The 16,252-nt window shown below is 71.4% G+C and carries 18 protein-coding genes; 11 read left to right on the forward strand and 7 right to left on the reverse strand.

Going from position 1 to position 16,252, the window contains the following annotated elements:
• Nucleotides 1–68: 68 nt before the first annotated feature.
• The 5 genes from P8627_RS01180 to P8627_RS01200 are packed head-to-tail and all read left to right on the forward strand — an operon-like array spanning nucleotide 69 to nucleotide 4,298.
• On the forward strand, nucleotides 69–1,064 hold the full coding sequence (locus P8627_RS01180) for a Gfo/Idh/MocA family protein (protein ID WP_279965655.1): 996 nt from the start codon (nucleotides 69–71) through the stop codon (nucleotides 1,062–1,064).
• On the forward strand, nucleotides 1,061–1,882 hold the full coding sequence (locus P8627_RS01185) for a shikimate dehydrogenase family protein (protein ID WP_279965656.1): 822 nt from the start codon (nucleotides 1,061–1,063) through the stop codon (nucleotides 1,880–1,882). The genes P8627_RS01180 and P8627_RS01185 overlap by 4 nt, the downstream gene beginning before the upstream one ends.
• A 28-nt stretch (nucleotides 1,883–1,910) precedes the next feature.
• Nucleotides 1,911–2,798: an NAD(P)-dependent oxidoreductase gene (locus P8627_RS01190; RefSeq protein ID WP_279965657.1), complete on the forward strand. Its 888-nt coding sequence runs from the start codon at nucleotides 1,911–1,913 to the stop codon at nucleotides 2,796–2,798.
• Nucleotide 2,799: 1 nt separating this feature from the next.
• Complete coding sequence (locus tag P8627_RS01195; protein ID WP_279965658.1) at nucleotides 2,800–3,714, forward strand: DMT family transporter; 915 nt, start codon at nucleotides 2,800–2,802, stop codon at nucleotides 3,712–3,714.
• A complete protein-coding gene (locus tag P8627_RS01200) occupies nucleotides 3,708–4,298 on the forward strand; it encodes a LysE family translocator (RefSeq protein WP_279965659.1) in 591 nt (196 codons plus the stop codon). The genes P8627_RS01195 and P8627_RS01200 overlap by 7 nt, the downstream gene beginning before the upstream one ends.
• 114 nt (nucleotides 4,299–4,412) lie before the next feature.
• On the opposite strand, the gene P8627_RS01205 is transcribed toward P8627_RS01200, so the two are convergent.
• The 3 genes from P8627_RS01205 to P8627_RS01215 are packed head-to-tail and all read right to left on the reverse strand — an operon-like array spanning nucleotide 4,413 to nucleotide 7,629.
• Complete coding sequence (locus tag P8627_RS01205) at nucleotides 4,413–5,576, reverse strand: CaiB/BaiF CoA transferase family protein (RefSeq protein WP_279965660.1); 1,164 nt, start codon at nucleotides 5,574–5,576, stop codon at nucleotides 4,413–4,415.
• Nucleotides 5,576–6,733 carry an acyl-CoA dehydrogenase family protein gene (locus P8627_RS01210; RefSeq protein ID WP_279965661.1) on the reverse strand — a complete coding sequence of 386 codons (1,158 nt, stop codon included), beginning with the start codon at nucleotides 6,731–6,733 and terminating at the stop codon, nucleotides 5,576–5,578. The genes P8627_RS01205 and P8627_RS01210 overlap by 1 nt, the downstream gene beginning before the upstream one ends.
• Nucleotides 6,730–7,629, reverse strand: coding sequence for a homocysteine S-methyltransferase family protein (locus P8627_RS01215; protein WP_279965662.1), 900 nt, complete (start codon nucleotides 7,627–7,629; stop codon nucleotides 6,730–6,732). Before P8627_RS01215 ends, P8627_RS01210 begins: the two co-directional genes overlap by 4 nt.
• Before the next feature lie 155 nt (nucleotides 7,630–7,784).
• Here P8627_RS01215 and P8627_RS01220 point away from each other — a divergent pair, with 155 nt between their 5' ends.
• From P8627_RS01220 to P8627_RS01245, 6 genes are all read left to right on the forward strand, one after another.
• The gene (locus P8627_RS01220) at nucleotides 7,785–8,465 is read left to right on the forward strand and encodes a Crp/Fnr family transcriptional regulator (RefSeq protein ID WP_279965663.1); all 681 of its coding nucleotides are present in this window, start codon (nucleotides 7,785–7,787) and stop codon (nucleotides 8,463–8,465) included.
• Nucleotides 8,466–8,544: 79 nt separating this feature from the next.
• The gene (locus P8627_RS01225) at nucleotides 8,545–8,988 is read left to right on the forward strand and encodes a YeeE/YedE family protein (protein WP_279965664.1); all 444 of its coding nucleotides are present in this window, start codon (nucleotides 8,545–8,547) and stop codon (nucleotides 8,986–8,988) included.
• 3 nt (nucleotides 8,989–8,991) lie between these two features.
• A complete protein-coding gene (locus tag P8627_RS01230; RefSeq protein ID WP_279965665.1) occupies nucleotides 8,992–9,429 on the forward strand; it encodes a DUF6691 family protein in 438 nt (145 codons plus the stop codon).
• 23 nt (nucleotides 9,430–9,452) lie between these two features.
• Complete coding sequence (locus tag P8627_RS01235) at nucleotides 9,453–10,337, forward strand: MBL fold metallo-hydrolase (RefSeq protein WP_279965666.1); 885 nt, start codon at nucleotides 9,453–9,455, stop codon at nucleotides 10,335–10,337.
• Between the two features lie 18 nt (nucleotides 10,338–10,355).
• Nucleotides 10,356–10,772, forward strand: a complete 417-nt coding sequence (locus tag P8627_RS01240) for a TIGR01244 family sulfur transferase (RefSeq protein WP_279965667.1) — start codon at nucleotides 10,356–10,358, stop codon at nucleotides 10,770–10,772.
• 126 nt (nucleotides 10,773–10,898) lie between these two features.
• Nucleotides 10,899–12,101 (forward strand): polysaccharide biosynthesis/export family protein, encoded by a 1,203-nt coding sequence (locus P8627_RS01245; protein WP_279965668.1) that lies wholly within the window; start codon nucleotides 10,899–10,901, stop codon nucleotides 12,099–12,101.
• Between the two features lie 18 nt (nucleotides 12,102–12,119).
• On the opposite strand, the gene P8627_RS01250 is transcribed toward P8627_RS01245, so the two are convergent.
• From P8627_RS01250 to P8627_RS01265, 4 genes are read right to left on the reverse strand one after another with little or no spacing between them, the layout of a single operon-like run.
• Nucleotides 12,120–13,451: a lipopolysaccharide biosynthesis protein gene (locus tag P8627_RS01250; protein ID WP_279965669.1), complete on the reverse strand. Its 1,332-nt coding sequence runs from the start codon at nucleotides 13,449–13,451 to the stop codon at nucleotides 12,120–12,122.
• Nucleotides 13,452–13,457: 6 nt separating this feature from the next.
• Nucleotides 13,458–14,345: a glycosyltransferase family 2 protein gene (locus P8627_RS01255; RefSeq protein WP_279965670.1), complete on the reverse strand. Its 888-nt coding sequence runs from the start codon at nucleotides 14,343–14,345 to the stop codon at nucleotides 13,458–13,460.
• On the reverse strand, nucleotides 14,342–15,376 hold the full coding sequence (locus P8627_RS01260) for a glycosyltransferase family 2 protein (protein ID WP_279965671.1): 1,035 nt from the start codon (nucleotides 15,374–15,376) through the stop codon (nucleotides 14,342–14,344). The genes P8627_RS01255 and P8627_RS01260 overlap by 4 nt, the downstream gene beginning before the upstream one ends.
• A complete protein-coding gene (locus P8627_RS01265; protein ID WP_279965672.1) occupies nucleotides 15,373–16,248 on the reverse strand; it encodes a sulfotransferase family 2 domain-containing protein in 876 nt (291 codons plus the stop codon). Before P8627_RS01265 ends, P8627_RS01260 begins: the two co-directional genes overlap by 4 nt.
• Nucleotides 16,249–16,252: the final 4 nt, after the last annotated feature.

Raw genomic sequence — 16,252 nt, forward strand, 5'->3', positions numbered from 1 at the left:
GGGCGCTTCGCTTCCGCCCGCGGACGGCCCCTGCCCTGCGAGCGGATCGGGCCGGCCGAATGCCCGACATGACCCGCCTCCTTCTCGCCGGAACCGGGCTCATCGGCGCGCGGCATCTCGTGCATATCGAGGCGCATCCCGCGCTGATGCTTGCCGGCATCGTCGATCCCGACCCAGGTGCCCGCGCCCATCCCACGGCCCCGGGCTTCGCCACGCTTGCGGATGTGGACGTGCCCGTCGACGGCGTGATCCTGGCGACCCCCACGGCCACGCACGCGCCGCTCACGCTGGAGGCGCTGGAGCGCGGCTGGCCGGTCCTCGTCGAAAAGCCGGTCGCGGACTCGCTGGCGGCGGCCGACCGCATGGTCGCGGCGGCGCGCGAGACGGGCGTGCCGGTTCTCGTCGGCCATCACCGCCGCCACCATCCGCGCGTCGCCGCGCTGAAGGCCGCGCTGGAGGCCGGGCGGATCGGGCGGCCCGTCGCGGCCTCGCTTCTTTGGCTCATGAAGAAACCCGACGGCTATTTCGACGTGCCCTGGCGCGCGGGCATCGACGGGGCGCCGATCCGACAGAACCTGATCCACGATGTCGACATCCTGCGCTGGCTCTTCGGCGAGGTGGCCGAGGTGGCAGGCTTCGGCTCGAACGCGGTGCGCGGCGCGGCGCGGCCCGAGGCAGGCGGCGTAGTGCTGCGCTTCGAAGGCGGTGCAATCGTGACCATCGCCTTTGCCGACACCACGCCCTCGCCCTGGAGCTTCGAGGCGGGCACGGGCGAGAACCCGAATATCGGGACCACGGGGCAGGATTTCCTGCATGTCGCGGGCACAGGCGGGGCCCTGTCCTTCCCGTCGCTGACGCTCTGGTCCGGGGCCGCGGACTGGTCGGAGGCCGCGCGCCCCGAGACGCTCGCGGCGGAGAGCGGCGTGCCGCTGGTGCGACAGCTCGAACATTTCGCCGAGGTGATCGCGGGCCGCACCGCGCCGGTGGTCGACGCGGCCTCGGCGCGCGAGACGCTGCGCGTGATCCTGGAGATCGAGGCGCTGGCGATGGGCCCCGCGCCATGATCCTGCGTTGCGGCCTGATCGGCGAGAATATCGGCGCCTCACGGCTGCACCGCGCGCTGGACCTGATGGGCGCGGCCCACGGGGTGGAGGTCGCGTTCACGGCCATCGACACGGCGGGCGATCCGGATTTTGACTTCGACGCGACGGTGGACGAGTTGCGCCTGCTGGGCTGGACCGGCGTGACCGTCACGCATCCGTGGAAGACCCATGCGGCCGCCTGGGCCGGGTCTGCGATGGTGCCGGGTTGCGAGCGGCTCGGGGCGGCGAATACGCTGACCTTCGCGCCCCCGGCCGGGCACAACACCGATTACACGGGCTTCCTCGCGGCCTGGGACCACGAGATGGCGGGCCGCGCGCCCGGGGCCGTCGCCGTTGCGGGCGCAGGCGGGGTGGCACGCGCGGTCCTGCCCGCGCTGATCGCGCGCGGGGCGGACCCCATGACGGTCTGGGATCTCGACCGCGCGGCCGCCCTGGCCCTTGCCGCCGCCACCGGCGCGACCGCGGTCGATCCGCGCGATGCCGCCGATGCGATCCGCGCCGCGGACGGCCTCGTCAACTGCACCCCGCTCGGGATGGCGGCCCATCCGGGCAGCGCCTTCCCGGCCGAGGCCATCGGCCCGCAGGGCTGGGCCTTCGACGCGGTCTACACGCCGACCGAGACCGCCTTCCTGCGCGATGCGCGCAAAGCCGGGTTGGCGATCCTGACCGGCTTCGACCTGTTCCGCCACATGGCGATCCGCAGCTTCGCGGCCTATACCGGCATCACGCCCGACCCCGCGCCCACGCTCGCGGCGCTGGCTGCGCTGCGCCCCGATTGACCCTGTTTCCATCCCGAAAGGACAGAACATGACAACGCCCCGCATCGGTTTCATCGGCTTGGGTCTCATGGGCTCGGCCATGGTGCAGCGCCTTCTGGACAAGGGCCACGGCGTGACGGTGCTCGGCCATCGCGACCGCACCGGCATCGAAGCCGCCACCGCGCGCGGCGCAGCGGAGGCCGACAGCGCGCGCGGGCTGGCCGCAGAGAGCGATGTCGTGATGCTCTGCATGGGCACCTCCGAGCAGGTCGAGGCGCGGATGACCGGGCCCGACGGGGTGATCGCGGGCCTGCGCGAGGGCGCCATCGTGATCGATTTCGGCACCTCCCTGCCCGGCTCGACCAAGGCGCTGGGCGGGCAGGTGCGCGACGCGGGCGGCACCTATCTCGACGCGCCGCTGGGGCGCACGCCCAGCCACGGGCGCGAGGGCAAGCTCAACATCATGTGCGCGGGCGAACGCGGCGCGTTCGATCGCGTCAAGCCGCTGCTCGACGATCTGGGCGAGAACGTCTTCCACCTGGGCGCGCTGGGCAACGGGCACACGATCAAGCTGATCAATAACTTCTTCGCCATGACCACGGCCAACGCGATGGCCGAGGCCTTCGCCATGGCCGACCGCGCGGGCATCGCGCGCCAGGACCTGTTCGACGTGATGGGCGCCGGACCGCTGCGGTCGGGGATGATGGAGTTCATCAAGGCCTATGCTGTCGATGGCGACGACACGGCGCTGGCCTTCTCGGTGCGCAACGCGGCCAAGGACGTGGGCTATTACCGCGAGATGGCCGGGGAGCTCTCGGCCGACAGCATCATGTCGGCCTGCGCGGACCGCGCGCTGAACGCGGCCATCGAGGACGGGCGCGGCGACGAGATGGTCCCGCGCATGGTCGATTTCTTCGCCGACCGCTTCAAGGGCTGAGATGGCCGCACCGGCCCCCGTCAGCCACCTGGCCCGCGCGCGCGAGGACGCGCCAGGCCGCGGCATTGCGCTGATGCTGCTGGCCTATCTGTTCTTCAGCTTCACCGACACCTCGGTGAAATGGCTGGGGCTCGCGGGGCTGCCGGCGCTGCAGCTGGCCTTCATGCGCTTCGGCGTGCATCTGGCGCTGTCGACGGGCCCGATGCTGGGGCGCGACCATTCGGGCTTCACCGCGCCGCGGCGGCTGGCGGGGCTCATGCTGTTGCGCGGCGGGCTCCTGATGATCTCGACGGTCACGAATTTCATCTCGCTGCGCTATCTCGACCTGACGGTCGCGGCGGCGATCATGTTCTCCTCGCCGATCCTGGTCTCGGCCCTGTCGGTGCCGCTGCTGGGCGAGCGGGTGGGCATCTGGCGCTGGTCGGCAATCCTCCTGGGGTTTGTCGGCGTCCTGATCGTGGTGCGGCCCTGGTCGGGCGAGTTCCACTGGGCGGCGATCCTGTCGCTGATCGCAGCCACGGCGCTGGCGCTCTTCTCGATCCTGACGCGGCAGCTGGCCGGTGTGGCGGCGCCGCGGACGATGCAGCTCTACGCGGGGCTGGTCGGCACGGTGGCGCTGGCGCCGGTGGCCTGGTGGGTCTGGGACGCGCCCGGGGCGCCGCTGGAATGGACGCTGATGTTTGCCATCGGGGTCTTCGCCTGGACCGGGCACCATTTCTTCAGCCGGGCGCATGGCTACGCGCCGGCCTCGGTGCTGATGCCGTTCAGCTATTCCTTCCTCATGTATCTCGCGGTGGCGGGGTTTCTTGTCTTCGGCACGGTGCCCGATGCGATGACGATCCTCGGCGCCGGGGTGATCGCCGCGGCGGGGCTGGTGATCTGGTGGCGCGAGCGCGTGCGGCGGACGACATGCTGACCTTCGCCGCCGCCGTCTTCTTCCTGATCGTCACGCCCGGGCCGGGCGTGCTGTCGACGGCGGGCGTGGGCAGCGCCTTCGGGGCGCGGCCCGGGCTGCGCTACGTGACGGGGTTGTTTCTGGGCAATTTCGCCGTGGCGCTGGCGGTCGTAAGCGGGCTGGCCGCGATCCTGCTGGCCGCGCCGGTGGTGCGGACGGTGCTGTTCGTGGCCTCGACGGCCTATCTGCTCTATCTCGCCATCCGCATCGCGACCGCCGGGTCGCGACTGGCCTTCATCGAGGCCGCCGCCCCGCCCGGCATCCGCGACGGGCTGGCGCTGCAGGCGATCAACCCGAAGGCCTATGCGGTGAACACGGCGCTCTTCACCGGCTTCGCGTTCCTGCCCGCCGCGCCGGGATGGGAGGCGGCGATCAAGCTTCTGATCCTGAATGCGATCTGGATCCCGATCCACCTCGCCTGGCTTTGGGCCGGTGTGACGGTGCGGCGGCTGGACCTGGCGCCCGAGACGCAGAGGGTGATCAATATCGGCATGGCCGGCTCGATGCTGGCGGTGGTTGGGCTGGCGCTGTTCAGCCTGGTTTGAGGGCGCGCGGGACGCCCCACCGCCGGGTCGCGAAGCGGCCCGGCACGCGTCCGACCGCCCCCACGGGCGGGCGCGTTCGCCCCCACCCTCGGTCGGCCGCGCGCCTTCTGAGTCTCAGATCGCGCCCTCTGCCGCGAGCGCGTCGATCCGGTCTTCGCTCAGCCCCAGCTCGGCCAGGATGGCGCGACTGTGCTGGCCCAACGCGGGGATCGGGTCCATCCGCGCTTCGGCCTGTCCGGGCGGCAGGAGCGCGGGCAAGGGGCCGGCGGGGCTTTCGACCTCGCGCCAGCGGCCCGCCAGCGCGGGATGATCCCAGAGCGCGGCCATGTCGTTGAGCCGCGCGTTGCCGATGCCGGCGGCGTCGAGCCGGGCGCGCACCGCGTCGCAGGTCAGACCGGCGAAGGCCCCCTCGATGAGGGCGCGCAGCGCTTCGGCATTGGCGGCGCGGGCGTGGTTGGTGGCGAACCGCGCGTCCTCCGCCAGGGTCGCGTCGCCCAGCACGTCGCGGCAGAAGACCTGCCATTCGCGCGAGTTCTGCAAGCCGAAGATTACCTCGCCATCGGTGGCTGCGAAGGGACCGTAGGGAAAGATCGTGGCATGCGCCGCCCCCGCCCGCGCGGGCGGGGGCGCGCCGTCCATCGCGTAATACATCGGATAGCCCATCCATTCCGCCGTCGCCGCCAGCATCGACACGTCGAGATGCCTGCCCCGCCCCGACACGCCTCGCGCGATCAGCGCCGACAGGATGTTGGTCAGCGCGTACATCCCCGCCGCGATATCGGAGATCGAGATGCCGGCTTTCGACGGCACCTCCGGCGTGCCTGTGACCGAGACGAGCCCCGCCTCGGCCTGCACCAGGAGGTCGTAGGCCTTGCGGTCATTGCCCGCGCCATAGCCCGAGATGTCGCAGAGGATGGTGCGCGGATTGCGCGCGTGGACGGCGTCCCAGCCGAGGCCCAGCCGCGCCGCCGCACCGGGGGCGAGGTTTTGGACGATGACGTCGGCGCGGTCGACCAGCGCGTCCAGCACCTCGGCCGCCGCCTCGTGGCGCAGGTCGAGCGCGAGGCTCTCCTTCGAGCGGTTGGTCCAGACGAAATGGCTGCTGAGACCGCGCGCGCGGGTGTCGTAGCCGCGGGCGAAATCGCCGGTCCCGGGGCGCTCGATCTTGATGACCCGCGCGCCCATATCGGCAAGCTGGCGGGTGCAGAACGGCGCGGCGACGGCGTGTTCCAGCGCGACGACGGTCAGCCCGGCCAGCGGCAGGTCGGCCGCCACCATCAGAAGGACCGCGGCAGGCCCAGCACGTGTTCGGCCACGTGGCTGAGGATCAAGTTCGTCGAGATCGGTGCCACCTGGTAGAGACGCGTCTCGCGGAACTTGCGCTCGACGTCGTAATCAGCGGCGAAGCCGAAGCCGCCATGGGTCTGCAGGCAGGCATTGGCCGCTTCCCAGCTGGCCTTGGCGGCAAGGTACTTGGCCATGTTGGCCTCGGCCCCGCAGGGCTCGCCCGCGTCGAAAAGCGCGGCCGCCTTGCGGGTCATCAGGTCGGCGGCCTCGATCTCGACATGCGCCTCGGCCAGCGGGAAGGCCACGCCCTGGTTCTGGCCGATGGGGCGCCCGAAGACCTCGCGTTCCTTCGCATAGGCGGTGCCGCGGTCGATGAACCAGCGCCCGTCGCCGATGCATTCGGCGGCGATCAGCGCGCGTTCGGCATTGAGCCCGTCCAGCACGTGGCGGAACCCCTGCCCGATCTCGCCGATGACGCAGTCCTCGGGCAGCTCCAGCCCGTCGAAGAACAGCTCGTTGGTCTCGTGATTGACCATGTTCTCGATTGGCTTGACGGTCAGGCCGCTGCCCACCGCGTCGCGCAAATCGACGAGGAACAGCGTCATGCCGAGCGACTTGCGCTCGACCTCGGCCAAGGGCGTGGTGCGGGCGAGCAGGACCATCAGCTCGGAATGCTGGACGCGGCTGATCCAGACCTTCTGGCCGTCCACGATCCAGCGGTCGCCCTGCTTGCGCGCGGTGGTGCGGATGCGCGTGGTGTCGGTGCCGGCGCCCGGCTCGGTCACCGCCATGCTCTGCAGCCGGATCTCTCCGCTGGCGATGCGCGGCAGCCAATGGGCCTTCTGCGCCTCCGAGCCGTGCCGCAGGAGCGTGCCCATGTTATACATCTGCCCGTGGCAGAAGCCCGCATTGGCGCCCGAGCGGTTGATCTCCTCCATGATGACGCAGGCCTCGGTCAGGCCGAGCCCGGCGCCGCCGAATTCCTCGGGGATAAGCGCGGCGAGCCAGCCCTCGCGGGTCAGCGCGGCGACGAACTCCTCGGGGTAGCCGGCCTCGCGGTCGATGCGGCGGTGGTATTCGGGGGGAAATCCGGCGCAGAGCGCGCGCAGCGCGTCGCGAAGCTCGCCATGGTCGCGGGGTCCGATCATGCGCCAGTCGTGGCCGCTTGCGAGGGCGGGCGCAAGTGCGCGGCCAGCGCCGCGATATGGTCGGAGCCGATGCCGCAGCAGCCGCCGACCAGCGTGGCGCCCGCCTCGACCCAGAGCGCGGCCCAGTCGAGATAGGCGTCGGGGTCGATATCGTCGCGCAGATCGTGCAGCGTTTCGTTCGCCGCGCCGTCATCGGGCCGGAAGGCGTTGGCATAGACGCCCACCGGCAGCGGGCCGGCGGCGCGCGCGGCGCGGATCGCCGGGGCCATCGCCTCGGGCTGGGAGCAGTTGAAGAGGATGGCCTCCGCGCCCAGCGCCGCGGCAAGCCGGGCGGCGTCGGCGGCGGGTTCGCCGGAGCGGAGTGCGGGCGCGTCCTCGGCGCTGTCCGAAGGCCCGTCGCGCAGCGTGAAGGACAGCCAGAGCGGCTTGCCGGTCCCGGCCACCGAAGCGGCGACGCCCCGGGCCTCGGCCAGCGAGGAGATCGTCTCGGCCAGCCAGAGATCGACGAAGGGCCCGAGGCCGTCGACCAGGACCGACCAGACGCGCGCCGCCTCGGCCGCGTCGAAGAGATCGGGCCGGTAGGAGCCGCAGGGCGGCGGCAGGCAGCCCGCCACGCGCGCCGGCCCCGCGACCGCGCGCGCAAGGTGCCCGGCCCGTCGGGCAAGGGCGGCGCCTTCGGCGGCGAAACGCTCGGCGCCAAGATGGAAGGGCACGACGGCATAGCTGTTGGCGGTGATCACCTCGGCGCCCGCCGCGACGAAGGCGGCATGGGCGGCGCGCACCGCCTCGGGCGTCTCGACCAGCGCGGCGGCGGACCACTCGGGCTGGCGCAGAACGCCGCCATGGCGCTGGATTTCGCGGCTCATGCCGCCATCGAGGATTGTGATCGCCGTCATCGCGGCCTCCTGCCCGTGTCGTGTACCCTTTTCATCCCGCCCGGACCTAGACGGATGCGGCACGGGGACCAGAGGTCTGTTCGGCGCGCGTGCCAGCCCCTATGTCGCAGGCGACACGTCGAAATCCGCGAATGCGTGCATGGGAGAGGACCGGCATGGCCGTCGAAACCGAAAACTGGATCGAACGCTTCCGCGGATTGGCCGCCCTGCCCGCGGATCTGCGGGCCGACCTGACGCGCGGCAGCCGGATCGTCGACTTTCCCGAGGGCAGCGATGTCTTCAGCCCCGGCCAGTCGGCCGACAGCCTGCTCTTGCTGCTCGAAGGCACGGTGCGCGTGCAGCAGCAGTCGAAATCGGGGCGCGAGGTCTTTCTCTACCGCGTCCACGCCGGCGAAAGCTGCGTCCTGACGACGGCCTTCATGCTGGCCTTCGAGGATTACGCCGCCCATGGCATCGCCGAGACGCCGGTGCGCGCCGTGGCGATCCCGCGCGACACGTTCGACGATCTCGTGGCCCGCAGCCCGGTCTTCCGGCAGTTCATCTTCCGCGCCTATTCGCGCCGGATCACTGACCTGTTCACGCTGATCGACGACATCGTCTTCCAGCGCATCGACGTGCGGCTGGCCGCCCGGCTGCTGGAGCTGGCCGATGGCGGCGACGCGGTCCATGCCACCCACCAGGCGCTGGCGACCGAGCTGGGCACGGCGCGGGAGGTCATCTCGCGCACGCTGGCCGAGTTCCACCGCCGCGGCTGGGTCGAGCCCGCGCGCGGCGTGGTCCACCTGACTGGCCGCGAGGGGCTGGGCCGGCTGGCCCGCTCGGCTGGCGAGGCCTGACCGGGCCTCGGTGACATGATCACACAGCGTTCCCGCCCGGTCGTGGCATGACCTGTCCAACGAAAGCGAATCGCAAGAGATGGAAAACCTCATGATCACCGAATTCACCCCCCTCGCCTCGCTGGGCGGCGGCGCCCTGATCGGGGCGGCGGCCGTCGGGCTGATGCTGATGCTGGGGCGCGTCATGGGCGCGACCGGCATCGTCACCGGGATCGTGCGGCCCGCGGACGCCTCCGAGTTCGCCTGGCGCGCGGCGCTGCTGCTGGGCATGATCACCGGACCGGCCGTGGTCTGGTTGGCCACCGGGTCGATGCCCGAAATCCAGGTGCCGGTCTCGCTGCCGATGCTGCTGATCGGCGGCGTGATCGTCGGGCTGGGCGCGACCTTCGGCTCGGGCTGCACCTCGGGTCACGGGGTCTGCGGCATGGCCCGGCTCTCGCCGCGCTCGATCGTGGCGACCCTGACCTTCATGATCACCACCGCGGCGACAGTCTTCGTCGTCCGCCACGTGCTGGGGGCCTGAGCCATGCGCCTGATCGTCGCCTACATAATCGGCCTCGTCTTCGGCACCGGGATCGCCATCTCGGGCATGGCGAACCCGGCCAAGGTCCTGAACTTCTTCGACGTCGCGGGCAGTTGGGACCCGTCGCTCGCCTTCGTCATGGGCGGCGCGCTCGCCGTCGCCGCGCTGGGCTACCGCTTCGTGCTGCGCCGGCCCGGTCCGGTCCTGGACACGCGGTTCCATCTGCCCGGGCTCAAGCTGATCGACGCCCGCCTGGTGGGCGGCTCGGCGGTATTCGGCATCGGCTGGGGCATCGCGGGCTTCTGCCCCGGCGGCGCCCTGCCGGCGCTCGGCACCGGAAGGTGGGAAGTTTTCGCCTTCACCGCGGCGCTGGTGACCGGCATCCTGCTGGCACATTTCATCCAGTCGCTCGGCGCGCGCCGCGGGCGCGCATCGGCCTGACGACACATTCAAGAGGTGAGACAATGACCGACTATCCCATCGACATGGCCACCAAGCCCGACGTCAGCGCCTTCTTCGACGAGGCGACGAACACGATCAGCTACATCGTGAAGGACCCCGCGAGCGACCATTGCGCGGTCGTCGACAGCGTCATGGACATCGACTACGCGGCGGGCCGCATCACCTACGACCATGCCGACCAGCTGATCGCCGAGATCGAGCGGCGCGGCCTGACGCTGGACTGGATCATCGAGACCCATGTCCATGCCGACCACCTGAGCGCGGCGCCCTACATCCAGCAGAAGCTGGGCGGCAAGATCGGCATCGGCTCGAAAATCATGGTGGTGCAGGACACCTTCGGGAAGATCTTCAACGAGGGCACCGAGTTCCAGCGCGACGGCAGCCAGTTCGACGCCCTGTTCGAGGATGGCGACACCTACAAGGTGGGCGAGATGACCGCCTTCGCCATGTACACGCCGGGCCACACGCCCGCCTGCATGGTGCATGTGATGGGCGAGGCGGCCTTCGTGGGCGACACGCTGTTCATGCCCGACGGCGGATCGGCCCGGGCCGACTTCCCGGGCGGCGATGCGGGCGAGCTCTACGACAGCATCCAGAAGGTGCTGGCCCTGCCCGACGCGATGCGCCTCTTCATGTGCCACGATTACGGGCCCAACGGCCGCGACATCCAGTGGGAGACGACCGTGGGCGAGGAGAAGGCTCACAACATCCACGTGGGCGGCCGCACGACACGGGAAGATTTCGTTAAGATGCGCACTGAGCGCGACGCGACGCTGGCGGTGCCCAAGCTGATCATCCCGTCGCTGCAGGTGAACATGCGCGCGGGCGAAGTGCCGCGCGACGAGCATGGCAATCCGGTGCTGAAGGTGCCGGTCAACGGGCTTTGATCCGGGGCGGAACCGACGATGGACCTCAGGAAGATCGACGACGTGCTGACGGTCAGCCCGCAGATCGCCCCCGGTGACATGGCGGCGCTGAAGCGGGCGGGCTTCCGCTCGATCATCTGCAACCGGCCCGATGGCGAGGAGCCGGGCCAACCCGGCTTCGCCGATATCGCGGGCGCCGCCGCGCGCGCGGGCCTCGCGGCGCGGCATGTCCCGATCCGGCCCGGTCCGCCTGAGGAGGCCGACGTGGCGGCCTTCGGCATCGCGCTGCGCGAGCTGCCCGCCCCGATCCTCGCCTATTGCCGCTCGGGCACCCGCTCGGCGACGCTCTGGTCACTCAGCGCGGCCGGCACGCGCCCGACCGAGGAGATCCTCGCCGCGACCCGGGCGGCGGGCTACGACATGTCGCCCCTCGCGGACCGGATCGCCCGGGCCTAGGCGCCCGGCGCAGACGGGCGGCGGCATGTCCGCGCCGGTCCGGCCGGCCGGCGGATCGTTTCTGGAGGCCCCGCGGCGAGTGTGAGAGAGATTCGGCGACGTCCCGCCCGCTGGGAGGCCCGCGCCTTGCTCAAGATCACCGTCGGCCTGCTCTTCCTGCTGGTCATCGCCACGCCGCTCGCGGCGGAGCCCTATCGCCTGGTGATGGGCGATCAGGTCATCGTCGATTACGATTTCCTGGAGGAGCCGAAGACGACGATCGTCGATCTGGACGGCAATATCCGGCTGGCCGAACTGGGCAGCATCGCCGCCGCGGGCCGCAGCCTCGACGAGGTGAAGGCGGCCATCGAGCGGGGCATGGCCGAAGACGGGTTCAGCGGCGTGTCCTTCGTGTCGGTCGAAGTGGCGGGCTACGCGCCCGTGGTCGTGACGGGCTTCGTCGAGCGCAGCGGCGCGTATGACTTCCTGCCGGGCATGACCGTGGGCGCGGCGCTGGCGCTGGCCGGCGGGGTCGGCAGCGACAGCGGCGGCGGACCCGATCCGGACGTCCTGCTGGCCAGCGCGGGGCGCCGGGTGACGCTGGCGGCGGGCGCGATCACCGATGCGGTGGCCACGATCACGCGGCTCGAAGCCGCGCTGTCGGGCGCGCCGCTGCCGCTCGGGCTGCCGCCGGATTACGCCGAGCTGGTTCCCGAGGAGCGCCGGGCCGAGATCGGCGTCCTGCTCGAGCTTGAAGGCGCGCGCCTGTCGGTCGAGCGCGCGCGCGAGACGGCGCAGCTTGCATCCTGGGAGAGCGAGATCGCGGATTACGCCGAGCAGGCGCGGCTGCTCGACGCGCGGATCGCGGTGAAGACCCAGTCGCTGCAGCGGCTGGAGACCGAGTTCGACGACCTCGAGGGCCTGCGGTCGCAGGGATTGGCGACCGTCGCGCGGACCTCGACGCTGCAGCAGCGGCTGGCCGACGACCGCGAGGAGTTGCTGGCGCTGGAGACGGCGAAGATCGCGGCCCGGCGGGCCCGCTCACTGGCCGAGCGCAACCGCGACGCCTTCCTGTCGGACCAGCGGCTGGAGCGGCTGGACGGGCTGCGGCGGACCCGGGCCGAGCTTCAGGACGCCACGCGCAGCTACCGGGTCGCGGTGGACGAGCTGGTGGCGGTGGGCGACGACAGCGCGGGGTTTTCGGTTCTCGCCGAGGTGCTGGACCTGCGGTTCACGATCCGCTCGGCGCGCCCGGACCGACCCGCTGCGGCGATCGACCGCGACACGCCCGTTCTGCCGGGCGACATCCTGACCGTCGAGGTCGGGCGCGCGGGCGATGGCGGCGGCTGATCCGCCGAGGCGCGCCGGTCAGCCGCGCCCGAAAAGACGCCGGATGCCCAGCAGGGAGGGATCGATGGCGGCCTCGCGCAGGCATCGCCGCCACAGGACCCATTGCTGCACCGCATAGGCGAGCCCCGCCCCCCAGGCCGCCCCTTCCAGGGCTCCGATCGCGCCGCCGAGGGCGGTGAAGGCGACGAGGGCCGCGAAGCTCCAGAGCGAGACGGTGAAGATCGTGCGGCGGTGCCCAGTGATGTTGAGCACGATGTCGGTCGGCCCGAAGACCGCATTCGCCACGGGGATCAGGAACAGGATCGCGATCACCTCGCCCGCCGGTCGGTAGTCGCGGCCGAAGATGGCGACGATGGCGTCGCCCAGCAGGAGCACGAGCGACAGGCCGAGGATGGCGCCGACGAGCTTGATGGCGCCGCTCCCCGCTAGGTAGATCGAGGCGGCCGCCCGTCGCCCGTCCTGGATCGCCCGCGACAGACGCGGGCCGATCACGATGTCGATCGACTTCACCGCGAAGATCACGATGCCCAGGACCGAGAGCGCCAGCGCGAGATGCCCGACCTCCGCCGTCGTCAGCACGAGGCCCGCGGCGACGACGATCACGTTCTTGAGGTTCTCGCGCATCAAGAGCAGCGGCGCGATCATTAGCCCGGTGCCGACCCAGGCGCGCCAGTCCGAGATGTCGGCCCGCCCGTCGGGCGCGAAGGTGAAGACGCCGCGCAGCAGCCAGGCCTGCAGGAGCGCCGTCAGCACGGCCGAGACCAGGAACAGGGCCATGACCGTATCCGCCGCGATCGTCCGGTCGGAGGCCCAGATCACGCCCAGCACGAGGCAGAATACGCTCGGGCGGATCAGCATGCGCGGCACCGAGCCCCGCAGGACGGCGTCGAGCGCCGTAGCGTGGCGTCCGTAGACGCGCGTGACGGCGAGGATGGGCGCAGCGAGCGCGACGAGGAGGACGACCCGGTCCCGGGCCGTCGCCGCGCCGAGAAGCCCCGCGCCCCAGGCGGCGGCCGCGGCCAGGACGAGCAGCCCGCTCAGGCCCAGCAGCACCCAGAGATTGAAGCGCAGAAACCCCCGCGCCTTCGCCGAGGCCCCCGATTGCCGGTAGGCCACAAGGTAGCGGATCGACCCGCCCTCGATATTGAGCGAGATCGGGATCGAGGCCACCAGCGCCGCCGACAGGCCGAGCATGGCGAGGCCGAAATCCTCGGGCGTGGCGATGCGCGCGACGAGGACGGTGTAGACCAGCGTCAGGAGGCTGCCGCCGAAGCGCGTTCCGACGAGGACCGCCGCGCGTCCGATCAAGGACCGGAACTCGGGCGAGACCAGATCGGAGAGCGCGACCACGACTGGCTAGCGCCCGTAATGCCGGCCGGGGGAGACCCACAGACATTCCGCGCAGACGCCCAGATGCAGCGCCCCGCGCAGGGCCCAGAAATTCCGCTCGGCCCGGCGCGGGAGGGCCAGCGCCGCCCGGGCGTGGCAGTAGACCGCCTTGGCGAAGGCCCCGGCCAGCAGGCGCAGCCGCGCGACCACGCCCTCGGCCGAGCTGACATAGCTGTGCCCGATCCGCAGCCGCCGGCGCCAGAGCCAGCGGAAGCTCAGCCGCTCGGGCGCGACGGTCTCGAACACATCGGCATCGGGGGCGATGGCGTAGCGCGCGCCCATCCGGCCCAGGCGGAAGAAGAATTCGGTATCCTCGCCCCCCGTGGTGCCGCGGGCGAGGTCGAAGCGCTGTCCCGTCCAGGGCGCGGCGCCCCAGCGCAGCAGCGCGTTGCAGGTATGCCCCGTCAGGACCCGGCCGCCGCGCGGCACGCGGATCTGCGAATGGTAGTCGCGATCGATGATCCAGTCCGGTGCGTCGGGGTCGTAGAGCGCCCGGCTGTGCCCGAAGACGGCATCGGCGCGGGTTTCCCGCTGGCGCGCCAGGATCGCCTTCAGCCAGCCATGGGGCACGATCTCGTCATCGTCGAGAAACGCCACCCAGTCGCCCGTCGCCGCGTCGAGCCCCGCGTTGCGCGCGATCGAGATGTTGCCCGCGGGCGCGTGCAGGTAGCGGACCGGCAGGTGCATGCGCCGGGCCGCCGCCATGACGGTGTCGCGGGCGGAGGGCGTTTCGTCGTTGTCGATGACGATCACGCGGAGCGTTACGTGGGGCGGGCAGTCGACCGCGTCGATCGTGCGCAGCGTCTCGGCCACCATCGGGCGGCGGTAGGTGCAGAGGCAGATGTCGATCCTCATGCGGCCCGCCCCTGCCGCGTCAGCGCGTGCCACAGGAAGCCCGCGCCCCAGGCCATGTGCATCGCCAGAAGCGCCGGCCCGGCCCAGAGGGCACAGGGGCTGCGATGCCGCGCGAGCAGGACCAACGTGGTTGCCGCGAGCACGGCCAAATAGACCGCGGGGATGATCAGCAGCACGGGCAGGACCGGCGCGAGCAGGATCGCGGCGAGATTGGCGAGCACGGCCAGCGCCGGGATCAGCTGCCGCAGCTTCGGAAGCGCGCGGTGGCGGAACGTGGTGCGGGCCCGGCCGCGACCGTAGAGCCAATATTGCCACGCCAGCGACCGCAGTCCGGGCCGCATGTGGTAGCCCATTCGGATGCCGCCATCGAGCCAGATCCGCCCGCCCGAGCGGCGGATCCGGTGGTCGAGCTCGGCATCCTGGTTGGCGGCGTAGTCGGGATCGTAGCCCCCGGCCCGCCGCCAGATCGCCAGCGTGAACCCGGCATGGTGGCCATGGTCGACCCAGCCCGACCGCGTTCCGCCGCGATGTGCCGAGCCGCCCGAGCCCAGCGGCGTGTCCACCGCCCAGGCGGCGCCTCTCTGGAAACAGGTCGTGCCGACGGAATCCATGACCGTGGCAAGCGCATCGGCCTCGTGCCGGATCAGGCTGGCCACCACGTCGAGCACATAGCCCGGCGGGTAGTCGGCATGGGCGTCGACGCGCACGAGGTAGCGGTGCGCCGGCACGGCGCAGGTTTCGACGACCCGGTTCACGCCCGCCGCCTGCCGCCGCCGCGGATTGTCGATCAGCGCGATATTGGGATGGCGGCGGGTGTAATCGGCCACGATCCGCCTTGTGCCGTCGGTGCTGCCGCCGTCGCTGACCACGATCTGGACGTCGCGCATCGCCTTGCGGCCGGCGAGCAGCATGTCGAGCGTGCGGGCGATGAAGCGTTCCTCGTTCAGCACCGGGATGGCGACGAGGATCGTGGCCGGCTCGACGGTCGTGTCGGGCGCGGCCCGCAGCTCGGATCGGGTCGGGCGGTTCATGTCGGTTGACCTCCGGCTTGGGGGATGGGCGCCGCCGTCGCGAGCTGGGCGGTTCGCGTCCGGGCCCATTCGGTCAGCGCGATATCGGGCGCGCAGAGCGCCGTGAGCCGGTCGCGCTGCGCGGGGCTCAGGCGGAAGACGGCATCGGGGGCGCGGTTGTAATGCGCGAAACGGGGGCGGTTGCCGAAGCCCGAGGCGAAGGCCTGCGCGAAGCCGTCGAGGTCATCGAGGAAGCCCACGACCTCGAATTCGGCGAGGTTGCGTTTGGCGGCGGCGAGCGCCTGCGCCTCCGCCCCCGGGGCGATCGTCGCCTGACCGGCGAGGAAACGCAGTCCGTGCTGCGCCATGCGCCGGCCCATCGCGCTGTCGAGAAAGGCGTCGAAATCGCCCGCGAACACGCTGTTGCGCCGGGCCATCCGGAAGTTCGAGATCGTGCGCGCGACCGGGTCGCGCAGGATCGTCACGAAGCGGTAGCCCCGCGCGCGCGCCATCGCGCGGATCGGATCGGTGAGCAGGAAATGCCCGTGGATCAGCGCCGCGTCCTGCGCCATGTGCATCAGGACGAGCTGTTCGCGGAAGCGGGCCATCGCCTCGGCCTGCGCGCCCTCGTCGTGGAAGGCCGCCGCGTCCTCGCGGCCCAGATGCAGGAAGGAGATCCCGCGGCGGATCGCCTGCGAGCTCAGCACGCCGATCCGGTCTTCAAGGGGCACGGTCGCGTAGAGTCCCTCGGCCACCGATGTCCCGCCGCATTTGGGCATGTGCAGGAAGACGCATTTGTGCCCGAGCGGCGCGCGCAGAAGGCTGCGGACGGTGCGGCCGCCATAGAGGCGCGCGCGCTGGATCAGGCGGTCACGCGTGGGCAGGTTGCGCATCTGG

The organism is Jannaschia sp. GRR-S6-38 (assembly GCF_029853695.1).
In the GTDB taxonomy this organism is placed as follows: Bacteria; Pseudomonadota; Alphaproteobacteria; order Rhodobacterales; family Rhodobacteraceae; genus Jannaschia; species Jannaschia ovalis.